We start from the raw sequence: 23327 nt of genomic DNA, 5'->3' as shown, positions 1-23327 counted from the left end.
TGCGCCCCCTTACTCGATCCATTCAAACATCTTATTATACCCGACCCGCCAGAGATACAACCCTTCGGGAGGAGCTGTCGCATCCGAGGAATCACGGGACAAACCCGACAAAAGTTCTTTCATCCATTCTGCGGGACGTTTCCCGCGACCGACCGAGTCGAGATCTCCCACGATGATCCGGACCATGTTCATGAGAAAGGCGTTCGCGCGGATCGTGATGATCCCTACCTTCCCGCGTCTGCGGAATCCCGCGTGAAGAACGGAGCGCCGGCTGTTCGCGGGACACTCTCCGGTCTTGCAGAACGCCTTGAAGTCGTGAGTTCCGCGCAGCAGCGCAATCGCGCGGCGAACCGCGGCGTCGTCCCAGGGGAACCGGTTGATCCAGCAGAGCCCCTTCATATGAGGGAGAAATCCCCTTCCGTTCCATAGAAAGTACCGGTATTCCCTCCAGATTGCGTGTCGTCTCGGATCGAAATCGTCCGGAACCGGTGCGATTTTCCGGATCCTGATCGTTTCGGGAAGATGCGCGTTGGCGGCGGCGAGGAAACGAAATGGCGTGATCCCGTCGTCGAGGACGAACGAGATCACCTGTCCGGTCGCGTGAACGCCCGCATCGGTCCGTCCGGCGGCGAGGACCGGGATTCGATTTTTCCCCCGCGCGGCTCCGATCGCGATTTCGACGGTTTCCTGTACGGTTTCCCTGTCCGGTTGTATCTGCCATCCCGAGAATGCCGGACCGAAATACGCTACGAGAGCGGCATACCTGGCCACGAGAGATACCTGTCGGCGAATTCCGCGAGAAGAATGAATGCGGCGACGCAGAAGAGCGCGAAGCTGTCGTTTCCTTTCCATGCCAGCGGATTCATGCGGCTTCGTCCGCCACCGCCCGTGTAGCAGCGGGACTCCATCGCGACGGCAAGATCGTCGGCGCGTTGGAATACGATGACGAAAAGCGGAACGAGGACGGGGAGAAACGATTTCATTCGACAGAAAAAACTGCCTTGATCGAACTTCGCTCCCCGTGCGACCTGCGCCTTCGTGATGCGATCCGTCTCGTCGAGCAGCGTCGGGATGAAACGGAGAGAAATCGTCATCATCATCGCGAGCTCGTGTGCGGGAAACCCGAACCGCACGAACGGAGAGAAAAGGCGCTCGATGCCGTCGGCGAGTTCCATCGGACTCGTCGTGAGCGTCAGGAAGGAAGCGAACAGAACAAGGAAAACCAGTCGGGTACTCATCATCGCCGCGAGCCGTATTCCCTCGCGGGTGATCTCAAGCGGGCCAAACGAAGCGACGGGAGTCCCTCCGGTGAAGAAGAGGTGCAGAATGCCGGTAAACAAAACCAGAATCAATACAGGTCGCGCACCTGCGAGAACGAGTCTGACCGGAAGACGCGACATCGCCGCAAGAATGAGGAGAGCCCCGCCCCACAGAATAAAAACGGGGAAATGCCCCATCAGGAAGATCCCTGTGAGAAGCAGCGTCGTCGAAAGGATTTTTCCGCGGGGATCGAGCCTGTGGATGAAAGAGTCGACCGGAATGTACTGGCCGAATGTCATGTGGTTCATGAAACGCATGACGGCACCTCGCATTTTCGTTCGATGGATATCGCCGAGCGCTCCAGAGCTTTCGCGAGTACTTTCCAGTCCCAGGTGATCGGAACATCGCATCTCTGCGCGGCGATCCGCGACGAGAAAAGTAGGACATCGGGCGGAACGAGTCGGGGAAAGCGCCCCGCGACAAGCTCAGGCGCGAGTCGCTCCGGACTTCCCCAGAAGACATGTCTGCCCTCGTCGAGCATGAGGATTCGCGTGCTCATCTCCAGAGCGATTTCGAGGTCGTGAGTTATGAGGATAACGCAGATCCCTTCGTCCGCGCGCAGTTCGGTCAGAAGCGAGAGAAGCTCTCTTCTGCTCCCGGCATCGAGCCCCGCCGTGGGTTCATCGAGGACGAGATACCGTGGAGATGCGGAAAGAACAGAAGCAATCGCGATCTTTCTCTTTTCCCCTCCCGAAAACAGGAAGGGGCTTCTCGAGAACGAATCTTCCGGGATCCCGAGACGTCCGGCTGCGCGCGCGACGCGGCCCGGAATCTCCTTTTCGGGGCACGACCAGTTCCTCGGAGCGTACGAGATCTCGTCGAAAACGGTTTCGGCGAACAATTGCTGCTCCGGGTACTGAAAAATGAGACCGACAATGCGACGGACGTCCCGAAGGCGCTTTTCCTTCCTGACGCACGGGATTCCGTCGACCGAGACGCTCCCCCGCTGCGGCAGCAGCAGACCGTTGAGATGCTGCGCGAGGGTGGATTTTCCGCTCCCGGTATGTCCGACGATCGAGATCCACTGTCCTGGCTCTGCCTGGAAAGAAATATCCTGCAAGGCCGTTGTTTCGAGAGGCGTTCCCCGATGATACGTATATCCAAGACCGCTTACGACAAGCGACATAGTGCTGCCTCCATGCATGAACGGACGGGCTTCGTATCCGGGGAGATGATTCCCGAATCGACGAGCGATCTCCAGAGAAGAAGAAGCGGGGGAGGTTCGATTCCCCATTCGCCGCAATCCTTCCTCGTCAGGATATCGACAGCGCTTCCTTCGGAGACGATCTCGCCGGAATGAAGTACGACGACCCGGTCGCAGCGAAGCGCTTCCTCCAGCCTGTGCGTGATGTAGATGATCGAACGTCCCTGACGGTGCAGGGAAGACAAAACGTCGAGGACCTCGGATCTGCCCGCGGGATCCAGCATGGCTGTCGGTTCGTCGAGAACGATACATGGGGTGTCGAGGGCAAGCGCTCCGGCAATCGCGAGGCGCTGCTTTTCCCCGCCTGAGAGAGTGTACGTCGGTTTGCCGGCCTTCGCCGACAGGCCTACGGTAGAAAGCGCGGTTCGGACACGGGAACGGATCGCCTCGGACGAAAGGCCGATGTTTTCCGGACCGAAAGCCGCGTCATCCTCAACCGTCGTTCCCACGATCTGGTTCTCCGGGTTCTGAAAGACAAGGGATACCGTGCGGCGAATCGCCGGGACGCACGAGGCGGCGGCGGTGGAAAGGCCATCGACAAAACAAGCGCCCTGCGTGGGAATCAGCAGGGCGTTCATCAGTCGTGCCAGAGTCGATTTCCCGGATCCGTTGCTTCCCAGAATCCCGAGCCATTCGCCCTTCCGGACCCTGAGCGAGACGCCCCGAAGTGCGGGAGCGCGTGCACCGGAGTAGGTGTACCACACGTCCCGCAAATCGCAGACGAACTCCTGGGGCATCGTCAGTCGACCAGTCGAATGACGGCGAGAGGGGAACCGTCTCCCACGCGATATCCGGTCTTGATGATCCTGGTGTAGCCGCCGGGTCTGCTCGCAAATCTCTTGGCGATATCGTCGAAGAGCTTGATCGAGGCTTCCTTGTGCGGCATGCGCGAACGAATGATCCGGCGATCATGGATGGTGCCGCCCTTCGCGCGCGTAATGAGTTTCTCCGCAACGCGACGCAATTCCTTCGCGCGCGTCAGAGTCGTTGTGATGCTCTCTTCCAAGAAGAGGCTCGCGGCCATGTTCGCGAGCATCGCCCTCCGGTGGCTTCCGTACCGACCGAGGGTTCTGTGGTCCATTTGGTGTCGCATGGGACCGAGTCCTCCTTTACAGGGTTATTCTTCCGCTTTGTCGCCGGACTTCTCGTTTTTCAGCGTGATGCCCAGCTTTTCGACCTTCTCCTCAATCTCGCGCAGGGAGATCTTCCCGAGGTTACGGATCTTGAGGAGATCCTCTTTGTTTTTGCTCAGCAGATCGCCGATGGTGTGAATCCCGCCGCGAAGAAGACAATTTTCGCTTCGAATAGAAAGCTCGAGCTCATGCACAGGCTTCGAAAGGAAGTCGTCCTTTTCCGGATCTCCGGTACGCACGCCTTCGGACGGAGTTTCCAGCGGTCCCAATGCGGATTCTTTCGACATGGAGCTGGGATGCGCCTTTTCGATCTCGTCAGCGACGATTCCGAAATACCCCTTGATGGTCGTCGCGGCTTCGCAGACCGAAATGTCGGGTGCAACGACGCCGTTCGTCCACACTTCGAGAACGAGGCGCTCATAATCCGTTCTGTGACCGACGCGTGCCGCCTCGACCTCGTAATTCACCCGCTGTACGGGGGAGAACAGAGCGTCGATCACGAGTCCGTCGGCAGGAAGATACGGAGGTCGCGGTCGCTCGGACGTCCCGTATCCGGTTCCCTGCTCGATATACAGATCCATGGAGAGCTTCGCTCCGTCTTCCATCGTACAGATATACGCATCTCCGTCCACAAATTCAACCTCACTGTCGGGCTGGATGTCTGCCGCGGTCACCTTCTTAGGACCTTCGACCTCGAGACGGAGTACGCGTACCTCGTTGCTGAAGCTGCGAACGGAGAGCTTCTTCAGGTTCAGGAGCATGCCGATGACGTCCTCCCGAACCCCCGCAACGGTACTGAACTCGTGCAGAACCCCGTCTATCCGCACCGACGAAATGGCGGCACCCCTTATCGAAGATAGGAGAACCCGACGAAGTGCGTTTCCAAGAGTCACTCCATAACCCCGCTCGAGAGGTTCGATCGTGATCTTGCCGTAGGTAGAGCTGCACTCTTCGATTCGGATTTCAGGCCGCAACAGTTCCAAAATCCCCAACACCTTTCGGGACGTTATCGGGCGTAAAACTCGACGACGAGCTGTTCGGTAACCGGCACGTCAATCTGTTCACGCGTTGGAATGGACAGGACTTTCCCTTCCATATTTTCCGCGGAGTACTGAAGCCACTCGGGGATGTGACGCGACGAGGCCACTTCCGCGTTTTCCTTGAGGAACTGGATCTCGCGGCTCTTTTCCGCAATGGAGATGCTGTCGCCTCCCTTGACGAGATAACTGGGAATGTCGACCTTCTTTCCATTGATTCGGAAATGCCCGTGCATGACAAGTTGTCTGGCCTGACGGCGGCTTATGCCGTATCCGAGACGGAAGACGACGTTGTCGAGCCGTCTTTCGAGAAGCTGGAGGAAATTATGTCCCGTCTGACCCGGCATGGCGTTCGCCTGCTCGAAGAATCGGCGGAACTGCGCTTCGTTCATGCCGTAATACCTCCGGAGCTTCTGCTTTTCCCGAAGACGGATTCCGTATTCACTGACCTTGGTACGCATCTTGCCGCCGCCGCCCGGAGTCTTTTTGCTTTTCTCCCGTCGCGTAATGGCGCACTTCTCGGTGAAGCACCTGTCTCCCTTCAGAAACAGCTTGCCTCCCTCCGCCCGGCACAGGCGGCACGCAGGACCCGTATATCTGCTCATGAGATTCTCTCCTCCTCCCGTCCCGCGACTACACCCGACGCCGCTTCGGCGGTCGGCATCCGTTATGCGGGATGGGCGTCGCTTCTTTAATCATATTGACCTGCAGACCCGCAGCCTGAAGGGATCGTATGGCCGACTCGCGACCGGGTCCCGGTCCCTTGACGACGACGTCTATCTCCTGGACCCCATGTTCCTGAGCGGCTTTCGCAACCTGCTGCGCAGCGATCTGCGCGGCGAACGGAGTCGATTTTCGCGTTCCCTTGAAACCGACGTTTCCGCCCGAAGCCCAGGCGAGCACGTTTCCACCCTTATCCGAAACGCTTACGATCGTATTATTGAAAGTGGAATAGATATGCGCCACACCATAGCTGACATTCTTTCTTTCCTTGCGCTTTCCGCGCCTTTGCGTACGCTTCGCCACGTGCGTAATCCTCCTTGTCCTCGTTCAATGCCCGTCGGAAACCGCCCGGTTACTTTCCGGCCTGCTTCTTGTTCGCAACAGTCCGACGCGGTCCCTTTCTCGTACGGGCATTGGTTCGCGTGTGCTGGCCACGTACCGGAAGGCCGATACGATGCCGTATTCCCCTGTAGCACCCGATATCCATCAATCTCTTGATATTCATGGATATCTCGCGGCGAAGGTCGCCTTCCACCTTGTAATGCTCTTCGATCTCGCGCCGGATCTTCTGTTCTTCTTCTTCGGTCAGGTCCTTCACGCGTGTATCGGGGTTCACTCCTGTTGCTGCGAGAATCTTCTTCGACACAGGCAGACCAATACCGAAAATGTACGTCAACCCGATCTCGACCCTCTTGTCACGCGGGAGATCGACTCCTGCGATTCGCGCCATATCCGACTACCTCCTTGCTCCCTGTCGCTGTTTGTGCCGGGGGTTGCGGCTGCAGATAACCCGGACGACCCCTTTGCGCCGGATGATCCGGCAGAATTCGCAGATCGGCTTAACCGACGGTCGTACTTTCATAGTGTCCACGCTCCTCCAGAAAATCATCCGAACAGGTCTCCCATCCGGATAAAAAAAGAGAATTTCAGAGTGCTCTTCAGGCTTCCGCCGGGAGAAAAACCGACGGATACGAGGTAGTATTTCGAGCTATTTATATCTATAGATTATGCGTCCCCGTGTCAAGTCATACGGTGAAATTTCCACAAGAACCTTGTCGCCGGGAAGAATCCGGATAAAGTGCATCCGCATTTTTCCGGAAACATGGGCAAGAAGCTTGTGTCCATTCTCGAGCTCAACCCTGAACATAGCGTTGGGTAACGGCTCAAGCACCTTCCCCTTGACCTCGACTACCTCGTCTTTGTTCGCCATGCGGTCACGTCTCCCTCCCTGCAATTTATCGAATCCGTATTCCGGCAAATGACGTTTCGGATCCTTCCGCTGTCTATCATCTCTCCGCGCGCAAGCGCGGCTGCGATGTCTTCGTCTCTCCATCCCGTAGGCTGAAGGTGAATCGGATTCTTTGCCTTCAGCCGGTCCATGGGGAAACGCTTTCCATCACTGACAAGGATCCTTCTTTCCCGGAACCCCATGACGATGTACCATGTTCCGGCGTCCTTGCCCTGCAGGGAGCGCACAATCTGCCCCAAAGTGAATTCCATACGTTCTTACTCCCATGTCCACGGGGTAAGTATTTCAGGTTCATCGCAGGTAACAAGAACCGTTCGTTCGAAATGAGCTGCGTCCGAGCCGTCCGCTGTGAGAACCACCCAGTCGTCCGGTCCGGTTACGACATCTTCCCCGCCTGCCATCACCATTGGCTCGATCGCGAGGACCATTCCCGGTTTCAGGGTGATTCCACGCCCGGGATGGCCGTAATTCGGCACCTGGGGCGGTTCGTGAAGATGCCGGCCGATCCCGTGTCCCGTATAGTCCCGCACGAGTCCGAAGCCCTCGCCGAGAATATATGCCTCCACGGCATGCCCGATATCTCCGATCGTATTCCCCGGGTGGGCCTTTTCTATCGCCCTTTCGAGCCCTGTCTGAGTCGCGCGGAGAAGGTGCATTCTCTCCTCGCTCACGATACCGACGGGAAACGTACACGCCGCATCGCCGTAATACCCTTCGTAGCACGCGCCGACATCGACGCTGACGATATCGCCTTCCTCGAGAAATCGCTCTGCGCTTGGTATCCCATGTACGATTTCACTGTTGATCGAGACACAGACGGCTCCAGGAAATGGAATCGATATTCCGGGAACCCTGTATCCCTTGAACGCAGGTGCCGCATCCGACTTGCGTATGACTTCCTCGGAAAGAGCGTCAATTTCGGCGGTCGTCATCCCCGCGCGGATTACAGTCCGGATCTCGTCCAGGACATCGGCGACGATTCGGCCTGCCTGTCGCATGAACCGGAGATCCCGTTCCCCTTTGAGACTTATCATGACCTGTTTGCGCACATGGTCTCGATGGCTTGCATAACGACACTGCTGGATGTCGCCGCATCGACCGAACGAAGAAGGGCCTTTTCCCTGTAAAATGAAATCAGGGGGGCTGTCTGCAGATGATATACCGCAAGGCGGTTCCTTATGACCTGTTCCGTGTCGTCGTCCCTCTGATAGAGTTCCCCTCCGCAAAGCTCGCATTGGGATCCCTTCTTCGAAGGCTTGAACGAAACATGATAGATCTCGCCACAGGAACGGCAAACCCGCCTTCCGGAAAGACGGCAGACCACTGTTTCGTCGTCAACGTCAAGGAGAACAACTCCGTCAAGCTGCATGTTCTTCTCAGTCAGATACACGTCGAGCGCTTCCGCCTGAGGTAACGTTCTGGGAAAACCGTCAAGCAGAAACCCCGAAACACAATCCGGCTTTCCCAGACGATCCGCAACCATCGACACGACAAGGCCATCAGGAACAAGCTGTCCCGCATCCATATACTTTCTCGCTTCAATACCGAGGGGAGTTCCGGCACGAACGTTCTCTCGGAAAATGTCCCCCGTCGAAATGTGCGGAATTCCGAATTTCCCCCTGATTGCAGCCGCTTGCGTTCCCTTCCCCGCCCCAGGAGGCCCGAGGAGAATGATCTTCATCGTTTTGCGTCACCGTCCGTCTAGAATCGGAGCAACCCGGCGGCCTTGCCGTCCCGACGCTTCAGAATACCCTCGTAATGCCGCATGAGGAGATGACCTTCGATCTGATGAACCGTGTCGAGAGCGACACCGACAACAATGAGAACTGCCGTCCCCCCGAAATAGAAGCTCGTCAGGCCCATCAGCGATGTCATCATCGTCGGAATCAGGGCGATGATCGCAAGAAAGACGGCGCCACCGAGAGTGATCCGCGACATGACCTTTTCGATATAATCGGACGTCGGCTTCCCGGGACGAATTCCGAGGATGAAGCCTCCGTACTTCTTCATGTTGTTCGCTACATCCGCCGGGTTGAAGACGACGGCAGTGTAGAAATACGAGAAGAAGATGATGAGCGCTACATACAGCCCTTCGTACACAATCCCCCCCGGAGCAAAAATCCTCTGGAGAAGTACCGCGAGATCCCCCGAGAAAAACCGCGCGATCGAGTACGGGAACAGGAGAACCGAGGACGCGAAGATGATCGGTATGACCCCGGCCTGGTTCACGCGCAACGGGATAAACGTGCTCTGTCCTCCATAGACCCTGTTTCCCACGACCCGTTTGGCATACTGAACCGGAAGTCGTCTCTGGCCTTCCTGCAGAAGAATGCATCCCGCGATTACGACGACCATGAACACGATCGCCACGAGCAGAAGGAGGACATTCATTTCGCCGAGCATCAGCATCCGCCAGCTTTGAATGATCGATTCTGGCACACGGGCAACAATACCGGCAAAGATGAGCAGAGAAATCCCGTTCCCGATTCCGTGGTCCGAGATTTCCTCTCCGAGCCACATTACGGCAAGGGATCCCGCCGTCACCGTCGTCACGACGATAATTCCGTCGAAGAGGGCTCCGCTGAAAACGCCGAGCCCTCGAAGCCAGAAGGTCATCCCGACAGCCTGGACAAGAGCGAAGAAAATTGTCCCGATCCTCGTGTACTGGACAATTTTTTTCCGCCCTTCCTCAGTGTCTTTCTGCATCTTCTCAAGAGAGGGGAAGACGACGACAAGAAGCTGCATGATGATACTGGAGTTAATGTACGGCGCGACGCCAAGCGCGAAGACGCTGAAGCGACGCAGAGCGCCACCGGCGAATATGTCGAGGAACCCCAGCACGCCGCCCTGTTCGAACAGCTTTGCCATTGCATCCGCATCAATTCCGGGGGTGGGAATGTGGGCCCCGAGCCGGAAGACGAACAGTACGCCGAGGGTGAAGAGAATTCTCCTCTTAAGATCCGGCAATCTGAATGCGTCCCGGAAGGAGTCCAGCACTTAGATCACCTCTGCCTTCCCACCTGCGGCTTCAATCTTGCTCTTTGCCTGGGCGCTGAATACATGCGCTCTGACCGTCAACGGCTTGTCGATCTCGCCGCGGGCGAGAACCTTCACGGGCGAATCGGTTGCGTGAACCAGGCGTGCCTTGTAGAGCTCGGCGAGTCCGACAACCTGATTGGCTTCGAAACGGGACGAAAGAGTATCGATGTTGACAACCTCATACGTCGTCGCGAACCGGGCGTTATTGAACCCCCGCTTGGGGATTCTCCGCGAAATCGGCATCTGTCCACCTTCGAAACCTGGACGAACACCGCCACCGCTTCTCGCCTTCTGTCCCTTGTTTCCCTTTCCTGCCGTCTTGCCCGTTCCACTGCCGATACCCTGTCCCAATCTCTTGCTCTTTTTCCGCGATCCGTCGACGGGACGCAAATCGTGCAAATTCACGAAATCCACCTACCCTTCAACGACAGACCAGCGGACAAGGTGATGTACCTGAGTGACCATGCCCCTGATCTGCGGCGTATCCTCGTGTTCGACTACATGGTGGAGACGCTTGAGTCCAAGCGCCTCGATCGTCCTTTTGTGGCGTTCGGGGCGTCCGATTGCGCTCCTGATCCACTCGATACGGAGTTTCGCCATGATGCGTCTCCTCCTTAACCGGCCGTTGTATCGTTCTGCGCGGCTTTCTTTCCGCGCAGCCTGAGGATTTCGTCGGGAGTGCGAAGTCCCTGAATCGCCTGAATCGTAGCCCATGCGACGTTGATCGGGTTCGACGTTCTTCCCACGACCTTGGTCAGAACGTCCTTGACGCCGCCCAGTTCCATGATTGCGCGCACGACTCCTCCCGCGATGACTCCGGTTCCGGGAGCTGCGGGACGAAGCAGGACCGAAGCCGATCCGAAATCGCCGATTATAGGATGAGGAATCGTGCTCCCGACCTTCTTGAGCTCGACCAGGTTCTTTCCGGCCTTGTCGATTCCCTTACGGACGGCCTCGGAAATTTCCTTCGCCTTGCCCATGGCGACGCCGATATACCTCTGGCCATCTCCGACGACAACAAGAACACTGAACTTGAATCGTTTCCCGCCTTTGACGACCTTGCTGACTCTGTTGATGGCAACGACACGTTCGCTGAGTTCGACTCCCTTGATGTCGTCCGCTTTTCTGGTATTCATCCTCGGCATCCCTCCTAGAACGTGAGGCCCGCTTCACGGGCGGCATCAGCGAGAGACTTGACCACTCCGTGGAACATATGGCCGCCCCGGTCGAAGACGACCTGGGCGATCCCCTTTTCGAGGGCCTTCCGAGCCACGAGAGCGCCGACGGCCTTCGCCGCTTCGATGTTGCCCGTGCTCTTCATCGTGCCTTTCAGCGACTTCTCGAGTGTCGACGCGGATACAAGCGTGTGTCCCTTTGTATCGTCGATGACCTGAACGTATACATGATTCAGGCTGTGAAAAACAGCCATCCTCGGCCGTTCGGGTGTTCCCGAGACCGTCTTCCGGAGTCGCTTGTGGCGGATGACCCGCATTTCGTTTCTGCTTCTTCTCTTAATCATGCCCGTTCACCCCAAGCTACTTAGCGCCGGTCTTTCCGGCCTTACGGATAATATGCTCATCGGCATATTTGACACCCTTGCCGAGATACGGCTCGGGCGGACGGAACCCGCGGATTATCGCGGCGACCTGTCCGACAGACTGTTTATCGATTCCCTTGACAGAAATCTTGTTCGGTCCGTCGGTCGACAGTTCGACTCCCTTCGGAGCTTCATACTCTACAGGATTCGAATAGCCGAGATTCAGCACAAGTTTCTTTCCCTGCATCTGGGCGCGATATCCCACACCAACGATCTCAAGTTTTTTTTCGAATCCGACGGTGACACCGGTAACCATGTTCGCAAGAAGCGCGCGAACCATTCCGTGAAATGCGCGCGTCGGTTTCTCATCATTCGCGCGTGAGACGACGACCCGCCCCTCTTCAAGCGCGACCGTGACGCCTTCGACGAGTCCCATCGAAAGCTCTCCCTTGGGTCCTTTGACAGAAACACCGTTTTCTTCCAGGTTTACTGTGGCGCCTTTCGGGAGCGCTATCGGTTTTCTTCCGATACGTGACATTCGCGTTCCCTCCCGTTACCAGACGTAGCAGATAACCTCTCCCCCGAGGCCGAGACGGGACGCTTCTCCGTCCGTCTTGATTCCCTGCGAGGTCGAGATCAGTGCGATTCCGAGACCGCCCATAACCTTGGGCAGATTTTCCTTGCCGACGTACATACGCCGTCCGGGCTTGCTGATTCTCCTAAGCCCCTGGATAACCCGTTCCCTGTTCGGTCCGTAAGAAAGGAAGAGTCGAACGGACGCGAACGCTTTCTTGGGATCGTTGATCACCTTGTAATTCCGTATGTACCCTTCGTCTTTGAGAATTTTCGCGATACCAAGCTTGATCCGGCTTAACGGGATATCAACACTCTCGTGATACACCATATTCGCGTTCCGGATTCTCGTCAGCATATCTGCGATAGGATCAGTCATATACATGCAATGGACCCCCTTCCGACCCTCACGCGCTACCAGCTCGACTTCACAACGCCGGGGATCTTCCCCTCCCGCGCAAGCTTGCGGAAGCAGCACCGGCACATGTTGAAGCGACGGATAAATGCGTGAACGCGTCCGCACAGCGGACAACGGTTATGCTTTCGTACCTTGTACTTCGGGGGCTGAGTCGCCTTGTATTCCATCGCCTTTCTCGCCATGCGTCTTTCCTCCCTAGCGGTTGAAGGGCATGCCCAAGCTCTTGAGAAGGGCGTGCGCTTCCTGGTCGGTTTTCGCGGTCGTAACGATAGAGACGTTCATCCCACGAGGCCGTATGACTTTGTCATAGTTGATCTCCGGGAAAATAAGTTGCTCCCGGAGTCCGAGATTGTAGTTCCCACGTCCGTCGAAACCGCGTGGAGATACACCCTGAAAGTCTTTGATCGTCGGCAGAGCAAGCGAAACGAGGCGATCCAGAAACTCCCACATACGGCGTCCCCGTAGCGTGACCATACACCCGACCGGCAGTCCCTGGCGTAGCTTGAATCCAGCGATGGATCTCTTGGACCGCCTCATAAGCGGCTGCTGGCCGGAAATCGCACGAAGTTCAGCAATCGCGACGTCCATGAACTTGATATCCGTTTTCGCCTCGCCCGCCCCGATATTGACGATAATCTTGTCAATCTTCGGGACTTCCATGATGTTTTTATATCCGAATTCTTTTTCGAGGCGGCTGGCGATCTCGGACCTGTACTTCTCAAACAAGCGTGGAATCATTTTTTACGCCTCCCCGAGCTACGCCTGATCGATAATTTCTTTGCACTGCTTGCAGATGCGGACTTTCTTGCCGCTCTCAAGAAACGCGTGCCCCACACGAGTCGCCTTCCCGCAGGATGGGCAGACGAGCATAACCTTCGAAGCGTAGATCGGTGCTTCCTGTTTTACGATACCAGCCTGTGGGGTCTTCTGGCTGGGACGCACATGCTTCGTCACCATATTGACTCCCTCGATAACTATAGTGTCTCTTGCGGGATCGCGACGAAGGATTTTGCCCTCTTTCCCCTTGTCTTTGCCGGAAATGACCTTTACGCGGTCACCCTTTTTTATTCTCATAGACATCCCATGGTCCTCCTTAGACGACCTCTGGGGCGAGAGAAAGAATGCGCATATACTTCTTCGCCCGCAGTTCACGGCCGACGGGACCAAAAATGCGCGTCCCCTTCGGATCGCCGTTGTTATCGATAATCACGGCCGCGTTGTCATCGAATCGGACATACGAACCATCCTGTCGCCGGACTTCCTTTTTCGTACGGACGATGACCGCCTTGACGACCTGTCCCTTGGGAATAGAACTGTTCGGCATGGCTTCGCGAACCGAAGCGACGATTATGTCACCGATCGAACCATACTTTCTCTTGCTTCCTCCGAGAACCTGTATGCAGAAAAGCTTTTTCGCGCCCGAGTTGTCCGCTACGTTCAGTACGGTCGTAAGTTGTATCATTGCCTAGACCTCCGCGGAATCCTCGACGATGCCGTCGAAGACGGGCGCTTTACGCACGATTTCAAGGAGTTCCCATCTCTTCGTCCGGCTCATCGGGCGAGTTTCGCCGATCGTCACGATGTCCCCGATGCAACACGTATTGTTCTCATCATGGGCGACATAGTTTTTCGCCTTGATGATCTTCTTGCCGTACAGGGGGTGTCTGTCATGTCGCGTCACTCGAACGATGATGGTCTTCTCCATCTTGTTGCTGACGACAGTACCGACCCGGATTTTCCGGTGGGGTGTTCTCTCGTCCATCGGCCCTTACCTCCCTCGTCCGCCGGAAGATACGGACATGCCACCGGCAGAAATGCTCGTTCCCTGCTGCTTCTCACGAACCACCGTCAATATCCGTGCGATCGTCTTCCGCACAACACTGATACGGCTCGTGTTTTTCAGCTGCCCCACCGCGTTCTGGAATCGAAGGTTGAAGAGTTCTTCCTTGTACTGACGGTGTTTTTCCTGAAGTTCCTCTATGGTCAGGTCACGCAGATTTTTCGTATCCATCGTCATTCACCACCGACACCCTCGCGGGCGACTATTCTGACTTTGATCGGGAGCTTGTGTGCGGCGGTCCGAAAAGCGTCTTCAACGACATCCTTTGATACCCCAGCGATTTCGAACATGATCCGGCCGCGTTTCACGGGAGCCACCCACCACTCAGGGCTTCCCTTACCTTTTCCCATTCGAGTTTCGAGGGGTTTCTTCGTGAATGGAAAATCCGGGAAAATCCGGATCCAGATCTTGCCGCCCTTTTTCATCTTTCGCGAAATAGCGACACGAGTCGCTTCGATCTGACGAGCCGTAATCCAGGCGCATTCAAGCGCCTGAAGTCCCCAATCCCCGAAACTGACCGTCTGTCCTCCCTTTGTCATGCCCTTGAGAGGCGCTCTGTAGGGTTTGCGGTATTTAACCCGCTTCGGCATCAACATGACTCTTTACCCCCTCGCTTTTCTTCCCATCCTGGGGGAAACCGGGCGCTCGTGTTCCTTGTCGCGGAAAATCCACACTTTCACGCCAATGACTCCGTACACCGTCTTCGCCTCGAAAAAACCGTAATCAATGTCTGCACGAAGCGTCGAAAGCGGGAGCCTTCCTTCGTTGTACCACTCGGAACGCGCGATTTCCGCGCCGCCCAAACGTCCGGAGCACTGGATCTTGATTCCCTTTGCTCCAGCTTTCATGGCACGGAAGATCGACTGCTTCATCGCCCTCCGGAAGCTCACTCTCCGCTCGAGAGCGGAAGAGACTCCTTCGGCCACAAGCTGCGCCTCGACGTCGGGATTCTTGATCTCCTGAACATTAATCATCACTTTCGCGCCGGAAACTTTCTGAAGCTCTTCTTTGACAACCTGGATCTCGGTGCCACCCTTGCCTATAACGACACCAGGCCGGGAGGTCCAAACAGTAAAGCGAATAACGTTTCCGATTCGTTCGATCTCAATCCTGGAAATCCCCGCACCGTTCCATTTTTTGCGGATCCACTCGCGAAGCCTGAGATCCTCATGGAGGTTCTTTGAGTAGTCCTTTTTATTGGAGTACCACTTGGACTCCCACTCGCTCATGACGCCGAGTCTATACCCTACGGGATGTACCTTCTGTCCCATGAGCTACCCTCCCTTAACGTTCCGCGACAACGACGGTGATATGGCTCGTCCTGTGGCGAAACGGATGGGCCCTTCCCATCGAGACGGGGCGAAATCTTTTCATGCACGGGCCATTATCGGCCATAGCCGCAACGACCAAGAGCTTGTCGGTATCCATTCCGAAATTATGTTCGGCGTTCGCAACCGCGCTCTGGAGAACCTTTCCAACAAGGCGGGCGGGCTTCTGCGGGCAATACCGAAGAGCCATTATCGCGTCGCCGACCTTCTTTCCCCGTATAAGCTCCAGAACCCTGCGGACCTTGATAGGAGAGACCCGAACCTGTCGAGCCATTGCCTTGGCTTCCATGTTCATCCCCTCCTATCGAACCTTGGAAGAGCGTTCCTGCCCGGCGTGTCCGCCGAACTTGCGCGTCGGTGCGAATTCACCGAGTTTGTGCCCAATCATATTTTCATTGATATAGATCGGAATATGAATCTTCCCGTTATGAACGGCAATCGTATGGCCGATCATCGCAGGCACTACCGTGGAACTCCTCGACCAGGTCTTGAGGACCTTTTTCGCGCCGGAGTCGTTCAATTCTTCGACGCGACGCAGGAGTTTCCGGTCGATATAGGGCCCCTTTTTAGCAGAACGAGCCATCTTCGTCCCTCCTCAAGCCTTATTTCTCGTACCGACGCCGAACGATCATCCGGTCCATCGGCTTAGATTTGCGAGTCCTGTATCCTTTCGCGGGTGTTCCCCACGGCGATACCGGATGCTTGTTTCCCTTGCTTCGGCCTTCTCCGCCGCCCATCGGGTGATCGACCGGATTCATGACCATTCCGCGAACTTCGGGGCGCTTCCCGAGCCACCGGGTTTTTCCCGCCTTGCCGAATTTCTCGTTCTCATGGTCCTCGTTGCCGACCTGCCCAATCGTCGCCATGCACTCGACGAGAGCGAGACGGAGTTCTCCGCTCGGCATCCTGATGTAGGCGTATTTTCCTTCCTTCGCCATCAGCTGCGCCCCCGCGCCGGCCGCACGAACAAGTTTTCCTCCGCGCCCCGGCTGAAGCTCGACGTTATGGATCATCGTTCCCACAGGAATGTCCCTGAGCTTCATCGCGTTTCCCGGACGAATATCGGCGTCCGGTCCGGAAAGAATGTTGTCTCCGACTTTGATTCCCGAAGGGGCGAGAATATATCTCTTCTCACCGTCTGCATACGTTACGAGAGCAATACGACATGTCCTGTTGGGATCATACTCGATCGTCGAAACCACGCCGGGAACCCCGAATTTCTCGCGTTTGAAATCGATGACACGGTAGAGTCTTCTCCCACCGCCGCCGATATGACGCATCGTGATTCTCCCCGTGTTGTTGCGACCTCCGCTGTTCTTGAGAGGGACGAGCAGCGACCGCTCGGGGGCAACCTTCGAGAGATCCGAATTGTCCTGGATGGTCATGAAGCGCCGTCCAGGGGTAAAGGCCTTGAATTGTTTCATCGGCATTTTCAGTCTCCTCCTTGCCCGCTAAACGCTCGCGCCTTCAAAGAACTCTATTCTCTGTCCCTCAGCCAGCGTCACGATCGCCTTTTTCCAGGCACGGGACATTCCGCGATAGGCTCCCATACGCTTCGGCTTCGGGTGAACGTTCATGACGTGAACATCGGTCACTTTCACTTTGAAAATTTCCTCGATCGCTTCGCGGACCTGAATCTTGTTTACCTGGCGGAGAACCTCGAAGGTGTACTTGTTATGCTCCATCATCCTGCTCGATTTCTCCGTTATGATGGGACGGACGATGACATCATGCGCCAGCAGACTCATCGGCTGTACACCTCCTCGAGGCATGCTACGGCTTCCGGTGTCACAATGAGTTCCTTCGCGTTCATGATGTCGTATACGTTGATGTTTCCGACATTGAGAACTTTGGCCCCTTGAATGTTACGCGTCGATTTGGCGACGGGCATATTCGGGGCTCCGACAATCAGAAGCGGCTTCTTCGCGTCGATCGACCTGAAGAACGCCATCATCGATTTTGTCGAAGGTTTATCGAACGGAAACTCGTTGATGACCGAAAAAAGCTCGTCACGCACCTTCAATGAAAGAGCGCTTCGAATCGCAAGTGCGCGAACCTTTTTGTTCACCTTCTGGCGAAAATCACGCGGCTTCGGCGGATGACTCACACCACCGTGTATCCAAAGCGGAGAACGCGTACTCCCCTGCCGAGCGCGTCCGGTATGCTTCTGACGCCAGGGTTTCTTCCCGCCTCCGCTGACTTCCCCTCTGCCCTTGGCGGCCTGCGTTCCCAAACGGCGGTTCGCAAGCTGCGCAAGAACGACCTGATGCATGGCGGGGACGTGAATCGGGGCGCCGAACACGGCGTCGGTCAGAGAAAATTCACCGACTTTTTCCCCGTTGATATTGACAACTTTTACCGTCGGCATTGAAACAGCCCTCCTTCCGTCCCTGCCTAGCTCTTTTTGTACACTGTGACGAGAGAGTTCTTCGCCCCAGGCACAGCACCCTTAACGAGCAGGAGATTGTTCTCAGAATCTATCCCCACCACCGTGAGATTTCTGACGGTCACCTTCTCGTTTCCCATGTTTCCGGGCATCCGTTTTCCCTTCATGACGTGACCGGGATAACTGTTCGAACCGGCCGAACCGGGGCGCCTGTGCGTTACAGACGTTCCATGAGATGCCTGTTGTCCTGCGAAATGGAAGCGCTTCACGACACCGGCGAACCCCTTACCTTTGCTGATTCCCGACACATGGACCGCTTCACCGACTTCGAACAGGGTCACATTGATCTCCTGTCCGACCGAGAATCCTTCAGCGGACTGCACTCGAAATTCCCGAAGGGTCTTTGTCGGTTCGATGTTTGCCTTCCCGAAGATTCCCTTGAGAGGCTTCGTAACGTTTTGGGGCTTCACTTCTCCGAACCCGAGAAGAACGGCCTCGTAGCCGTTCTTGTCCGCGGACCGGAGATCGACCACGGGACATGGCCCAGCCTGGATTACCGTCACGGGAACGGCTTTTCCCTCCTCCGTATAAACCTGGGTCATGCCCAACTTTCGCCCCAGTATTCCAATGGTCATTGTTTCCCTCTCCTTTCAGCTCAGAGCTTCCTACAACTTTATCTGGATATCCACTCCAGAAGGAAGGTTCAGCTGCATAAGCGCGTCCATCGTCTTCTGCGTCGGATTGATGATATCGATGAGGCGCTTATGAGTGCGCATCTCAAACTGTTCTCTCGCGTCCTTGTCCTTATGAGGGGACTTCAGAACCGTTACCTTGTTGATCTCCGTCGGAAGCGGAATCGGACCGGAGACTTTCGCACCGCTCCGTTCCGCCGTTTCAGCTATCTGAGAAGCGGAACTGTCGAGCACCCGATGATCGAAAGCCTTGAGACGGATCCGGATCTTCTTCGCCATGCCCGCGCACTTCCTATTCCAGGATTTTGGTGACGACGCCGGCGCCTACCGTGTGGCCACCCTCACGAACTGCAAAACGCAGCCCCTCTTCCATCGCTATCGGCACTATCAGATCCACCTCGAACGTCGCGTTGTCTCCCGGCATCACCATCTCCACTCCATCCGGAAGCTTGATTCCACCCGTCACGTCCGTCGTCCGGAAGTAAAACTGAGGCTTGTATCCCGCAAAGAACGGCGTGTGCCTTCCGCCCTCTTCCTTCTTCAATACGTACACTTCCGCCTTGAATTTCGTGTGCGGCGTGATCGATCCCGGCTTCGCCAGTACCTGCCCCCGCTCCACTCCCTCCTTGTCGATGCCGCGAAGCAGGATCCCCACGTTGTCTCCTGCCATCGCATCGTCAAGAAGCTTCCGGAACATCTCCAGCGACGTCGCTACCGTCTTGATGATGTCACGCTTCATCCCCACAATCGCCACTTCTTCTCCGGCCTTGACCATCCCTCGCTCGACCCTGCCCGTCACGACCGTCCCTCGTCCCGTGATCGTGAATACGTCCTCTATCGGCATCAGGAACGGCTTGTCGACTTCACGCACAGGCGCCGGGATGTAGCTGTCGCACGCATCCATCAAGTCCCAGATGCACTTGCTCACAGGATCGTCCTTCGTCCCCTTCCCCTCTTCCATGACTTTCAACGCAGATCCGCGTATGATCGGAATGTCGTCTCCGGGGAATTCGTATTTGCTCAGCAGTTCCCGGACTTCCATTTCCACCAAGTCCAGCAACTCCGGATCGTCCACCTGGTCCGTCTTGTTCATGAATACCACGATCGCAGGCACGTTCACCTGACGCGCAAGCAATACGTGCTCCCGCGTCTGCGGCATCGGACCGTCCGCCGCCGATACCACCAGGATCGCTCCGTCCATCTGCGCCGCACCCGTGATCATGTTCTTGATGTAGTCCGCGTGACCAGGGCAGTCGATGTGCGCATAATGCCGGTGCTCCGTCTGATACTCGACGTGCGAAATGTTGATCGTTATCCCCCGCTCACGCTCCTCCGGCGCCTTGTCTATCTGATCGTACGCCGTGAATTGCGCCATGTTCGCCGTCGCCAGACACTTCGTGATCGCCGCCGTCAATGTCGTCTTACCATGGTCGATGTGCCCGATCGTCCCTATGTTCAGATGCGGCTTCGTCCTCTCAAACTTCTCCTTCGCCATAATGCACCCTCCTATCCGTCTCGATTCCTATGCTTTCAGTACCTTCTCGGCAGTTTCATCCGGAACCCGGTCGTAGTGATGGAACTGCATCGAATACGACGCTCGTCCGGAAGTCTTGCTTCTGAGGTCCGTCGCATACCCGAACATTTCCGCAAGCGGGACGAAAGCACGTATGACTCTCGTGTTCGCCCTCATTTCCATTCCTTCGACATGACCTCGCCGCGAAGAGAGGTCACCGATAACATCGCCAACGTAATCCTCCGGTGTCACGACCTCGACACTCATGATGGGTTCCTTGAGTATCGGACCGGCCTTTCGCATCGCTTCCTTGAAACCGATGGAAGCGGCGATCTTGAACGCCATTTCTGAGCTGTCGACCTCGTGGTAACTCCCGTCGACGAGCCTTACCCGAAGTCCGATAACCGGATACCCGCCAAGAACGCCATTATTGATCGCTTCGTCGAGCCCTTTCTGAACCGCCGCGATATATTCCTTCGGAACCGTTCCTCCGACGATCGCGTCGACGAACTCATACGACTTGCCATCTTCAAGCGGCTCCATTTCAAACACCACGTGACCGTACTGTCCTCGTCCGCCTGTCTGTTTGACGAGTTTCCCCTCGGCGCGTGAAGCACGCGTGATCGCTTCGCGATACGACACCTGGGGACGACCGACCCTGACATCGACGCCGAATTCCCTCTTGAGGCGATCGACGATAATTTCGAGATGAAGCTCTCCCATCCCGGAGATAATCGTCTCGCTCGTTTCCTCGTCGGTCCGAACCTTGAACGTCGGATCTTCTTCCGCGAGGGAAACAAGTCCCTTCGTCAACTTGAGTTTGTCGTTCTTTGTCGCAGGTTCGACAGCCAGAGATATGACAGTATCGGGGAACTCGACCTTCTCAAGAACGACGGGGGCATCTTCGATACAAAGAGTATCGCCGGTCCGGGTTGCCTTTAATCCCGGCAGAGCGATGATCATTCCGGCTTCGGCTTCCTCGATCTCCTCACGCTTATTCGCGTGCATCCGGAGAATTCGGCCGATACGTTCGCGGGTTCGCGTCGTAGGGTTGTAAACCGTCATTCCCTTTGTCAGAAGTCCGGCATAGATACGTGTGAAAACGAGACGACCGACAAAGGGATCGACCATGATTTTGAACGCAAGCGCCGTCAACGAATCGCCAGTCGAACTTTTTCGATGGACTTCCTCGCCTGTCTCCGGATCGATCCCCACGACCGGTGGGAGGTCGATCGGACTGGGAAGATAGTCGACAACCGCATCAAGAAGCAACTGGATGCCTTTATTCTTGAATGCCGACCCACACAGAACCGGAACGATACGAAGCGCGATCGTATTTTTGCGAATCGCTTCCCTGAGGAAATTTTCCGGAATCTCCGCTTCCTCGAGATAGAGCTCCATGATCCGCTCATCAAAATCGGACAACACCTCAATGAGACGATCTCGCGCCACAGCAGCCTCGTCAAGATAATCCTCAGGAATCTCCCGGATATGGGGTTCAGTTCCAAGTTCGTCGGTATAGTACACCGCGCGCATCCCGACGAGGTCAATCATCCCCGAAAAACTCTCTTCAGATCCGATCGGTATCTGAAGAGGGGCAGGTACAGCGCCGAGCTTTTCCCTTATCCCCCGCACGACGGACTGAAAGTCCGCCCCGATCCGGTCCATCTTGTTGACGAACGCGACTCGAGGGACACAATATTTGTCCGCCTGCCTCCAGACAGTTTCGGATTGGGGTTCGACTCCGCCGACGGCACAGAAGACCGCAACCGCTCCGTCAAGAACCCGCATTGATCGTTCGACTTCGACCGTAAAGTCCACGTGCCCGGGCGTATCAATAATATTGATAGAACAATCCTGCCATGAACATGTCGTCGCAGCGGAGGAAATCGTGATCCCACGCTCCCTCTCCTGCTCCATGAAGTCCATCGTGGCAGCGCCTTCATGGACTTCGCCCATTTTGTAGTTCCGTCCGGTATAGAACAGGATTCGCTCGGTGGTTGTCGTTTTTCCGGCGTCGATATGCGCCGCGATACCTATATTGCGAATCTTTCCGATTTCAATGCGATCCATGCACCCTCACCATCTCACCGAGCGTTTCGCGTCTTTCACACTACCACCGGTAGTGTGCGAACGCGCGATTCGCCTCAGCCATCTTATGGGTATCTTCGCGCTTCTTCATCGAAGCGCCCTCGCCCTTGTACGCATCGACGAGCTCGCGGGCAAGTCTTTCAGACATCGGAATCCCTTTCTTGGAACGGGAATACGAGAGAATCCAGCGAATCGCGAGAACCTGCGCACGCTCGGGCTGAACCTCAACCGGAACCTGGTACGTCGCCCCTCCGACGCGTCGCGGACGAACCTCAACGATCGGCTTCACATTGTCCATCGCTTTCTGGAATACGGCGAACGGCTCGGCGCCGACTCGCTCGCCCGCTATCTCGAGCGCTTTGTAAAATACGCGTTCGGCCGTACTCTTTTTCCCTTCATGCATCAGGCCATGAACAAATTTGGTGACCGCCAGATCACTGAATCGCGTATCCGGCGTCGACGGACGCTTGGATATATGCCCTTTTCGCGGCACGGAAACTTCCCCTCCTCAAATCCCGAAAGATAACGTCTTTAGGACGCCTTGGGGCGTCGGGCGCCATACTTCGACCGCGCCTTCTTGCGATTCTCGACGCCGCCGCAGTCGAGCGTTCCGCGGACGATGTGATACCGGACACCCGGCAAGTCCTTGACGCGGCCTCCACGAACAAGAACAACGGAGTGCTCCTGCAGGTTGTGACCGATCCCCGGGATATAAGACGTAACTTCGATGCCATTGGTCAGACGAACACGCGCGACCTTTCTCAAAGCCGAATTAGGCTTCTTCGGCGTCACCGTATACACACGGGTACACACACCACGCCGCGTCGGATTTCCCTGAAGCGCCGGAGCATCCGATTTCTCTCTTTTGGAGGTACGTCCCTTCCTCACCAGCTGGTTGATTGTCGGCACATAACTCCCTCCTTCCTCAGTCTTTAATGTCACGGGGCTCTTCTGATCGCACCCGAATTCCAGCCACTGACGCTCCTCTGTCGATGGCACTCGCCCGTCCGAGGAGAACCATTGTTTCGACCCATTCAACCGGAATCGATTTCCGCCCCGCCTCTTCAATCAGAGGGGCGACCAGTCTCGGGTCGGCGTCTCGAGCTACGAAAATCTTTACAAGAACATTGTCTTCGATCGCACGACGGACCTGCCTTCCTCCGACGATCCGCCTCGACGTCGCAAGCTCGCATAAAGGCACAACTACACCTCCAGTGCGAAAGCACCATGGAATGATATCAAAA

40 protein-coding genes are annotated in these 23327 nt (G+C 56.2%); all 40 read right to left on the bottom strand.

Going from position 1 to position 23327, the window contains the following annotated elements:
* Nucleotides 1–9: 9 nt before the first annotated feature.
* The 40 genes from truA to rpsL all read right to left on the bottom strand — a co-directional run bounded on the left by truA (nt 10) and on the right by rpsL (nt 22992).
* The gene (gene truA, locus ACZ5IU_RS14425) at nt 10–771 is read right to left on the bottom strand and encodes a tRNA pseudouridine(38-40) synthase TruA (RefSeq protein ID WP_464418533.1); all 762 of its coding nucleotides are present in this window, start codon (nt 769–771) and stop codon (nt 10–12) included.
* Complete coding sequence (locus tag ACZ5IU_RS14420; protein ID WP_464418531.1) at nt 747–1577, bottom strand: energy-coupling factor transporter transmembrane component T family protein; 831 nt, start codon at nt 1575–1577, stop codon at nt 747–749. The genes truA and ACZ5IU_RS14420 overlap by 25 nt, the downstream gene beginning before the upstream one ends.
* The gene (locus ACZ5IU_RS14415) at nt 1565–2446 is read right to left on the bottom strand and encodes an ATP-binding cassette domain-containing protein (protein WP_464418529.1); all 882 of its coding nucleotides are present in this window, start codon (nt 2444–2446) and stop codon (nt 1565–1567) included. Before ACZ5IU_RS14415 ends, ACZ5IU_RS14420 begins: the two co-directional genes overlap by 13 nt.
* Nucleotides 2431–3261, bottom strand: coding sequence for an ATP-binding cassette domain-containing protein (locus tag ACZ5IU_RS14410; RefSeq protein ID WP_464418527.1), 831 nt, complete (start codon nt 3259–3261; stop codon nt 2431–2433). Before ACZ5IU_RS14410 ends, ACZ5IU_RS14415 begins: the two co-directional genes overlap by 16 nt.
* A 2-nt stretch (nt 3262–3263) precedes the next feature.
* On the bottom strand, nt 3264–3617 hold the full coding sequence (gene rplQ, locus ACZ5IU_RS14405) for a 50S ribosomal protein L17 (RefSeq protein ID WP_464418525.1): 354 nt from the start codon (nt 3615–3617) through the stop codon (nt 3264–3266).
* A gap of 24 nt (nt 3618–3641) precedes the next feature.
* Nucleotides 3642–4640 (bottom strand): DNA-directed RNA polymerase subunit alpha, encoded by a 999-nt coding sequence (locus ACZ5IU_RS14400; protein WP_464418523.1) that lies wholly within the window; start codon nt 4638–4640, stop codon nt 3642–3644.
* 23 nt (nt 4641–4663) lie between these two features.
* On the bottom strand, nt 4664–5299 hold the full coding sequence (rpsD, locus tag ACZ5IU_RS14395) for a 30S ribosomal protein S4 (protein WP_464418521.1): 636 nt from the start codon (nt 5297–5299) through the stop codon (nt 4664–4666).
* Nucleotides 5300–5327: 28 nt separating this feature from the next.
* Nucleotides 5328–5720, bottom strand: a complete 393-nt coding sequence (gene rpsK / locus ACZ5IU_RS14390; RefSeq protein ID WP_464418519.1) for a 30S ribosomal protein S11 — start codon at nt 5718–5720, stop codon at nt 5328–5330.
* A 49-nt stretch (nt 5721–5769) separates the two neighbouring features.
* The gene (gene rpsM / locus ACZ5IU_RS14385) at nt 5770–6147 is read right to left on the bottom strand and encodes a 30S ribosomal protein S13 (RefSeq protein ID WP_464418517.1); all 378 of its coding nucleotides are present in this window, start codon (nt 6145–6147) and stop codon (nt 5770–5772) included.
* 6 nt (nt 6148–6153) lie between these two features.
* Nucleotides 6154–6279, bottom strand: a complete 126-nt coding sequence (rpmJ, locus tag ACZ5IU_RS14380) for a 50S ribosomal protein L36 (RefSeq protein WP_464418515.1) — start codon at nt 6277–6279, stop codon at nt 6154–6156.
* A gap of 126 nt (nt 6280–6405) precedes the next feature.
* Nucleotides 6406–6627: a translation initiation factor IF-1 gene (gene infA, locus ACZ5IU_RS14375; RefSeq protein WP_464418513.1), complete on the bottom strand. Its 222-nt coding sequence runs from the start codon at nt 6625–6627 to the stop codon at nt 6406–6408.
* Nucleotides 6606–6917 (bottom strand): KOW domain-containing RNA-binding protein, encoded by a 312-nt coding sequence (locus ACZ5IU_RS14370; protein WP_464418511.1) that lies wholly within the window; start codon nt 6915–6917, stop codon nt 6606–6608. The genes infA and ACZ5IU_RS14370 overlap by 22 nt, the downstream gene beginning before the upstream one ends.
* 6 nt (nt 6918–6923) lie before the next feature.
* Nucleotides 6924–7700, bottom strand: coding sequence for a type I methionyl aminopeptidase (map, locus tag ACZ5IU_RS14365; protein ID WP_464418509.1), 777 nt, complete (start codon nt 7698–7700; stop codon nt 6924–6926).
* Complete coding sequence (locus ACZ5IU_RS14360) at nt 7697–8347, bottom strand: adenylate kinase (protein ID WP_464418507.1); 651 nt, start codon at nt 8345–8347, stop codon at nt 7697–7699. The genes map and ACZ5IU_RS14360 overlap by 4 nt, the downstream gene beginning before the upstream one ends.
* A 20-nt stretch (nt 8348–8367) precedes the next feature.
* A complete protein-coding gene (gene secY, locus ACZ5IU_RS14355) occupies nt 8368–9663 on the bottom strand; it encodes a preprotein translocase subunit SecY (RefSeq protein ID WP_464418505.1) in 1296 nt (431 codons plus the stop codon).
* Nucleotides 9664–10110 (bottom strand): 50S ribosomal protein L15, encoded by a 447-nt coding sequence (rplO, locus tag ACZ5IU_RS14350; RefSeq protein ID WP_464418503.1) that lies wholly within the window; start codon nt 10108–10110, stop codon nt 9664–9666. It lies immediately after the preceding gene.
* Between the two features lie 9 nt (nt 10111–10119).
* Entirely contained in the window at nt 10120–10305 is a 186-nt protein-coding gene (gene rpmD / locus ACZ5IU_RS14345; protein ID WP_464418501.1) for a 50S ribosomal protein L30, read from the bottom strand.
* 14 nt (nt 10306–10319) lie between these two features.
* Nucleotides 10320–10841, bottom strand: coding sequence for a 30S ribosomal protein S5 (rpsE, locus tag ACZ5IU_RS14340; RefSeq protein ID WP_464418499.1), 522 nt, complete (start codon nt 10839–10841; stop codon nt 10320–10322).
* Nucleotides 10842–10855: 14 nt separating this feature from the next.
* On the bottom strand, nt 10856–11224 hold the full coding sequence (gene rplR / locus ACZ5IU_RS14335; RefSeq protein ID WP_464418497.1) for a 50S ribosomal protein L18: 369 nt from the start codon (nt 11222–11224) through the stop codon (nt 10856–10858).
* A gap of 16 nt (nt 11225–11240) precedes the next feature.
* Nucleotides 11241–11780 carry a 50S ribosomal protein L6 gene (gene rplF / locus ACZ5IU_RS14330; RefSeq protein WP_464418495.1) on the bottom strand — a complete coding sequence of 180 codons (540 nt, stop codon included), beginning with the start codon at nt 11778–11780 and terminating at the stop codon, nt 11241–11243.
* A gap of 15 nt (nt 11781–11795) precedes the next feature.
* Nucleotides 11796–12200 (bottom strand): 30S ribosomal protein S8, encoded by a 405-nt coding sequence (gene rpsH, locus ACZ5IU_RS14325; protein WP_464418493.1) that lies wholly within the window; start codon nt 12198–12200, stop codon nt 11796–11798.
* Nucleotides 12201–12229: 29 nt separating this feature from the next.
* Entirely contained in the window at nt 12230–12415 is a 186-nt protein-coding gene (locus tag ACZ5IU_RS14320) for a type Z 30S ribosomal protein S14 (protein WP_464418491.1), read from the bottom strand.
* 13 nt (nt 12416–12428) lie between these two features.
* A complete protein-coding gene (gene rplE, locus ACZ5IU_RS14315; RefSeq protein WP_464418489.1) occupies nt 12429–12971 on the bottom strand; it encodes a 50S ribosomal protein L5 in 543 nt (180 codons plus the stop codon).
* Between the two features lie 18 nt (nt 12972–12989).
* Nucleotides 12990–13313 carry a 50S ribosomal protein L24 gene (gene rplX / locus ACZ5IU_RS14310; protein ID WP_464418487.1) on the bottom strand — a complete coding sequence of 108 codons (324 nt, stop codon included), beginning with the start codon at nt 13311–13313 and terminating at the stop codon, nt 12990–12992.
* Nucleotides 13314–13326: 13 nt separating this feature from the next.
* Entirely contained in the window at nt 13327–13695 is a 369-nt protein-coding gene (gene rplN / locus ACZ5IU_RS14305; RefSeq protein WP_464418485.1) for a 50S ribosomal protein L14, read from the bottom strand.
* A 3-nt stretch (nt 13696–13698) separates the two neighbouring features.
* Nucleotides 13699–13995 carry a 30S ribosomal protein S17 gene (rpsQ, locus tag ACZ5IU_RS14300; RefSeq protein WP_464418483.1) on the bottom strand — a complete coding sequence of 99 codons (297 nt, stop codon included), beginning with the start codon at nt 13993–13995 and terminating at the stop codon, nt 13699–13701.
* A 6-nt stretch (nt 13996–14001) separates the two neighbouring features.
* Nucleotides 14002–14244: a 50S ribosomal protein L29 gene (rpmC, locus tag ACZ5IU_RS14295; protein ID WP_464418481.1), complete on the bottom strand. Its 243-nt coding sequence runs from the start codon at nt 14242–14244 to the stop codon at nt 14002–14004.
* A gap of 2 nt (nt 14245–14246) precedes the next feature.
* On the bottom strand, nt 14247–14669 hold the full coding sequence (gene rplP / locus ACZ5IU_RS14290) for a 50S ribosomal protein L16 (protein ID WP_464418479.1): 423 nt from the start codon (nt 14667–14669) through the stop codon (nt 14247–14249).
* A 6-nt stretch (nt 14670–14675) separates the two neighbouring features.
* Entirely contained in the window at nt 14676–15344 is a 669-nt protein-coding gene (gene rpsC / locus ACZ5IU_RS14285; RefSeq protein ID WP_464418477.1) for a 30S ribosomal protein S3, read from the bottom strand.
* 13 nt (nt 15345–15357) lie between these two features.
* Nucleotides 15358–15690: a 50S ribosomal protein L22 gene (gene rplV / locus ACZ5IU_RS14280; protein ID WP_464418475.1), complete on the bottom strand. Its 333-nt coding sequence runs from the start codon at nt 15688–15690 to the stop codon at nt 15358–15360.
* A 12-nt stretch (nt 15691–15702) separates the two neighbouring features.
* Complete coding sequence (rpsS, locus tag ACZ5IU_RS14275) at nt 15703–15984, bottom strand: 30S ribosomal protein S19 (protein ID WP_464418473.1); 282 nt, start codon at nt 15982–15984, stop codon at nt 15703–15705.
* Nucleotides 15985–16003: 19 nt separating this feature from the next.
* A complete protein-coding gene (gene rplB / locus ACZ5IU_RS14270) occupies nt 16004–16831 on the bottom strand; it encodes a 50S ribosomal protein L2 (RefSeq protein WP_464418471.1) in 828 nt (275 codons plus the stop codon).
* Between the two features lie 21 nt (nt 16832–16852).
* Nucleotides 16853–17149, bottom strand: a complete 297-nt coding sequence (gene rplW, locus ACZ5IU_RS14265; protein WP_464418469.1) for a 50S ribosomal protein L23 — start codon at nt 17147–17149, stop codon at nt 16853–16855.
* Nucleotides 17146–17769 (bottom strand): 50S ribosomal protein L4, encoded by a 624-nt coding sequence (gene rplD / locus ACZ5IU_RS14260; protein WP_464418467.1) that lies wholly within the window; start codon nt 17767–17769, stop codon nt 17146–17148. The genes rplW and rplD overlap by 4 nt, the downstream gene beginning before the upstream one ends.
* 26 nt (nt 17770–17795) lie before the next feature.
* A complete protein-coding gene (rplC, locus tag ACZ5IU_RS14255) occupies nt 17796–18422 on the bottom strand; it encodes a 50S ribosomal protein L3 (protein ID WP_464418465.1) in 627 nt (208 codons plus the stop codon).
* Nucleotides 18423–18452: 30 nt separating this feature from the next.
* Nucleotides 18453–18758, bottom strand: a complete 306-nt coding sequence (rpsJ, locus tag ACZ5IU_RS14250) for a 30S ribosomal protein S10 (RefSeq protein WP_464418463.1) — start codon at nt 18756–18758, stop codon at nt 18453–18455.
* Between the two features lie 13 nt (nt 18759–18771).
* Nucleotides 18772–19974 carry an elongation factor Tu gene (gene tuf, locus ACZ5IU_RS14245; RefSeq protein ID WP_464418343.1) on the bottom strand — a complete coding sequence of 401 codons (1203 nt, stop codon included), beginning with the start codon at nt 19972–19974 and terminating at the stop codon, nt 18772–18774.
* Between the two features lie 27 nt (nt 19975–20001).
* Nucleotides 20002–22065: an elongation factor G gene (fusA, locus tag ACZ5IU_RS14240; RefSeq protein WP_464418461.1), complete on the bottom strand. Its 2064-nt coding sequence runs from the start codon at nt 22063–22065 to the stop codon at nt 20002–20004.
* Nucleotides 22066–22105: 40 nt separating this feature from the next.
* A complete protein-coding gene (gene rpsG, locus ACZ5IU_RS14235) occupies nt 22106–22576 on the bottom strand; it encodes a 30S ribosomal protein S7 (RefSeq protein WP_464418459.1) in 471 nt (156 codons plus the stop codon).
* 38 nt (nt 22577–22614) lie between these two features.
* A complete protein-coding gene (rpsL, locus tag ACZ5IU_RS14230) occupies nt 22615–22992 on the bottom strand; it encodes a 30S ribosomal protein S12 (RefSeq protein WP_464418457.1) in 378 nt (125 codons plus the stop codon).
* Nucleotides 22993–23327: the final 335 nt, after the last annotated feature.

The organism is Lactivibrio alcoholicus (assembly GCF_055390895.1).
The sequence above is the reverse complement of the archived record's forward strand: the minus strand, read 5'-3'. Positions and strand labels throughout refer to the sequence as shown.

Bases quoted from the DNA above. Each gene is read 5' to 3' on its own strand.
- rplD (WP_464418467.1), bottom strand. From the start codon at position 17,769: ATGCCGACGGTAAAAGTTGTCAATATCAACGGGGAAAAAGTCGGTGAA.
- infA (WP_464418513.1), bottom strand. From the start codon at position 6,627: ATGGCGAACAAAGACGAGGTAGTCGAGGTCAAGGGGAAGGTGCTTGAG.
- rplC (WP_464418465.1), bottom strand. From the start codon at position 18,422: ATGACCATTGGAATACTGGGGCGAAAGTTGGGCATGACCCAGGTTTAT.
- ACZ5IU_RS14320 (WP_464418491.1), bottom strand. From the start codon at position 12,415: ATGGCGAGAAAGGCGATGGAATACAAGGCGACTCAGCCCCCGAAGTAC.
- rplR (WP_464418497.1), bottom strand. From the start codon at position 11,224: ATGATTAAGAGAAGAAGCAGAAACGAAATGCGGGTCATCCGCCACAAG.
- rpsJ (WP_464418463.1), bottom strand. From the start codon at position 18,758: ATGGCGAAGAAGATCCGGATCCGTCTCAAGGCTTTCGATCATCGGGTG.
- rpsE (WP_464418499.1), bottom strand. From the start codon at position 10,841: ATGAATACCAGAAAAGCGGACGACATCAAGGGAGTCGAACTCAGCGAA.
- rplF (WP_464418495.1), bottom strand. From the start codon at position 11,780: ATGTCACGTATCGGAAGAAAACCGATAGCGCTCCCGAAAGGCGCCACA.
- rplW (WP_464418469.1), bottom strand. From the start codon at position 17,149: ATGAGTCTGCTGGCGCATGATGTCATCGTCCGTCCCATCATAACGGAG.
- rpsS (WP_464418473.1), bottom strand. From the start codon at position 15,984: ATGGCTCGTTCTGCTAAAAAGGGGCCCTATATCGACCGGAAACTCCTG.
- rplV (WP_464418475.1), bottom strand. From the start codon at position 15,690: ATGGAAGCCAAGGCAATGGCTCGACAGGTTCGGGTCTCTCCTATCAAG.
- rpsQ (WP_464418483.1), bottom strand. From the start codon at position 13,995: ATGGACGAGAGAACACCCCACCGGAAAATCCGGGTCGGTACTGTCGTC.
- ACZ5IU_RS14420 (WP_464418531.1), bottom strand. From the start codon at position 1,577: ATGCGTTTCATGAACCACATGACATTCGGCCAGTACATTCCGGTCGAC.
- rpmD (WP_464418501.1), bottom strand. From the start codon at position 10,305: ATGGCGAAACTCCGTATCGAGTGGATCAGGAGCGCAATCGGACGCCCC.
- ACZ5IU_RS14360 (WP_464418507.1), bottom strand. From the start codon at position 8,347: ATGAAGATCATTCTCCTCGGGCCTCCTGGGGCGGGGAAGGGAACGCAA.
- tuf (WP_464418343.1), bottom strand. From the start codon at position 19,974: ATGGCGAAGGAGAAGTTTGAGAGGACGAAGCCGCATCTGAACATAGGG.
- rplB (WP_464418471.1), bottom strand. From the start codon at position 16,831: ATGCCGATGAAACAATTCAAGGCCTTTACCCCTGGACGGCGCTTCATG.
- rpsD (WP_464418521.1), bottom strand. From the start codon at position 5,299: ATGAGCAGATATACGGGTCCTGCGTGCCGCCTGTGCCGGGCGGAGGGA.
- rplE (WP_464418489.1), bottom strand. From the start codon at position 12,971: ATGATTCCACGCTTGTTTGAGAAGTACAGGTCCGAGATCGCCAGCCGC.
- rplQ (WP_464418525.1), bottom strand. From the start codon at position 3,617: ATGCGACACCAAATGGACCACAGAACCCTCGGTCGGTACGGAAGCCAC.
- map (WP_464418509.1), bottom strand. From the start codon at position 7,700: ATGATAAGTCTCAAAGGGGAACGGGATCTCCGGTTCATGCGACAGGCA.
- fusA (WP_464418461.1), bottom strand. From the start codon at position 22,065: ATGGATCGCATTGAAATCGGAAAGATTCGCAATATAGGTATCGCGGCG.
- ACZ5IU_RS14370 (WP_464418511.1), bottom strand. From the start codon at position 6,917: ATGGAATTCACTTTGGGGCAGATTGTGCGCTCCCTGCAGGGCAAGGAC.
- rplN (WP_464418485.1), bottom strand. From the start codon at position 13,695: ATGATACAACTTACGACCGTACTGAACGTAGCGGACAACTCGGGCGCG.
- rpsC (WP_464418477.1), bottom strand. From the start codon at position 15,344: ATGGGACAGAAGGTACATCCCGTAGGGTATAGACTCGGCGTCATGAGC.
- ACZ5IU_RS14410 (WP_464418527.1), bottom strand. From the start codon at position 3,261: ATGCCCCAGGAGTTCGTCTGCGATTTGCGGGACGTGTGGTACACCTAC.
- rplX (WP_464418487.1), bottom strand. From the start codon at position 13,313: ATGTCTATGAGAATAAAAAAGGGTGACCGCGTAAAGGTCATTTCCGGC.
- rpsH (WP_464418493.1), bottom strand. From the start codon at position 12,200: ATGTATATGACTGATCCTATCGCAGATATGCTGACGAGAATCCGGAAC.
- ACZ5IU_RS14415 (WP_464418529.1), bottom strand. From the start codon at position 2,446: ATGTCGCTTGTCGTAAGCGGTCTTGGATATACGTATCATCGGGGAACG.
- rpmC (WP_464418481.1), bottom strand. From the start codon at position 14,244: ATGGATACGAAAAATCTGCGTGACCTGACCATAGAGGAACTTCAGGAA.
- rpsM (WP_464418517.1), bottom strand. From the start codon at position 6,147: ATGGCGCGAATCGCAGGAGTCGATCTCCCGCGTGACAAGAGGGTCGAG.
- rpmJ (WP_464418515.1), bottom strand. From the start codon at position 6,279: ATGAAAGTACGACCGTCGGTTAAGCCGATCTGCGAATTCTGCCGGATC.
- rplP (WP_464418479.1), bottom strand. From the start codon at position 14,669: ATGTTGATGCCGAAGCGGGTTAAATACCGCAAACCCTACAGAGCGCCT.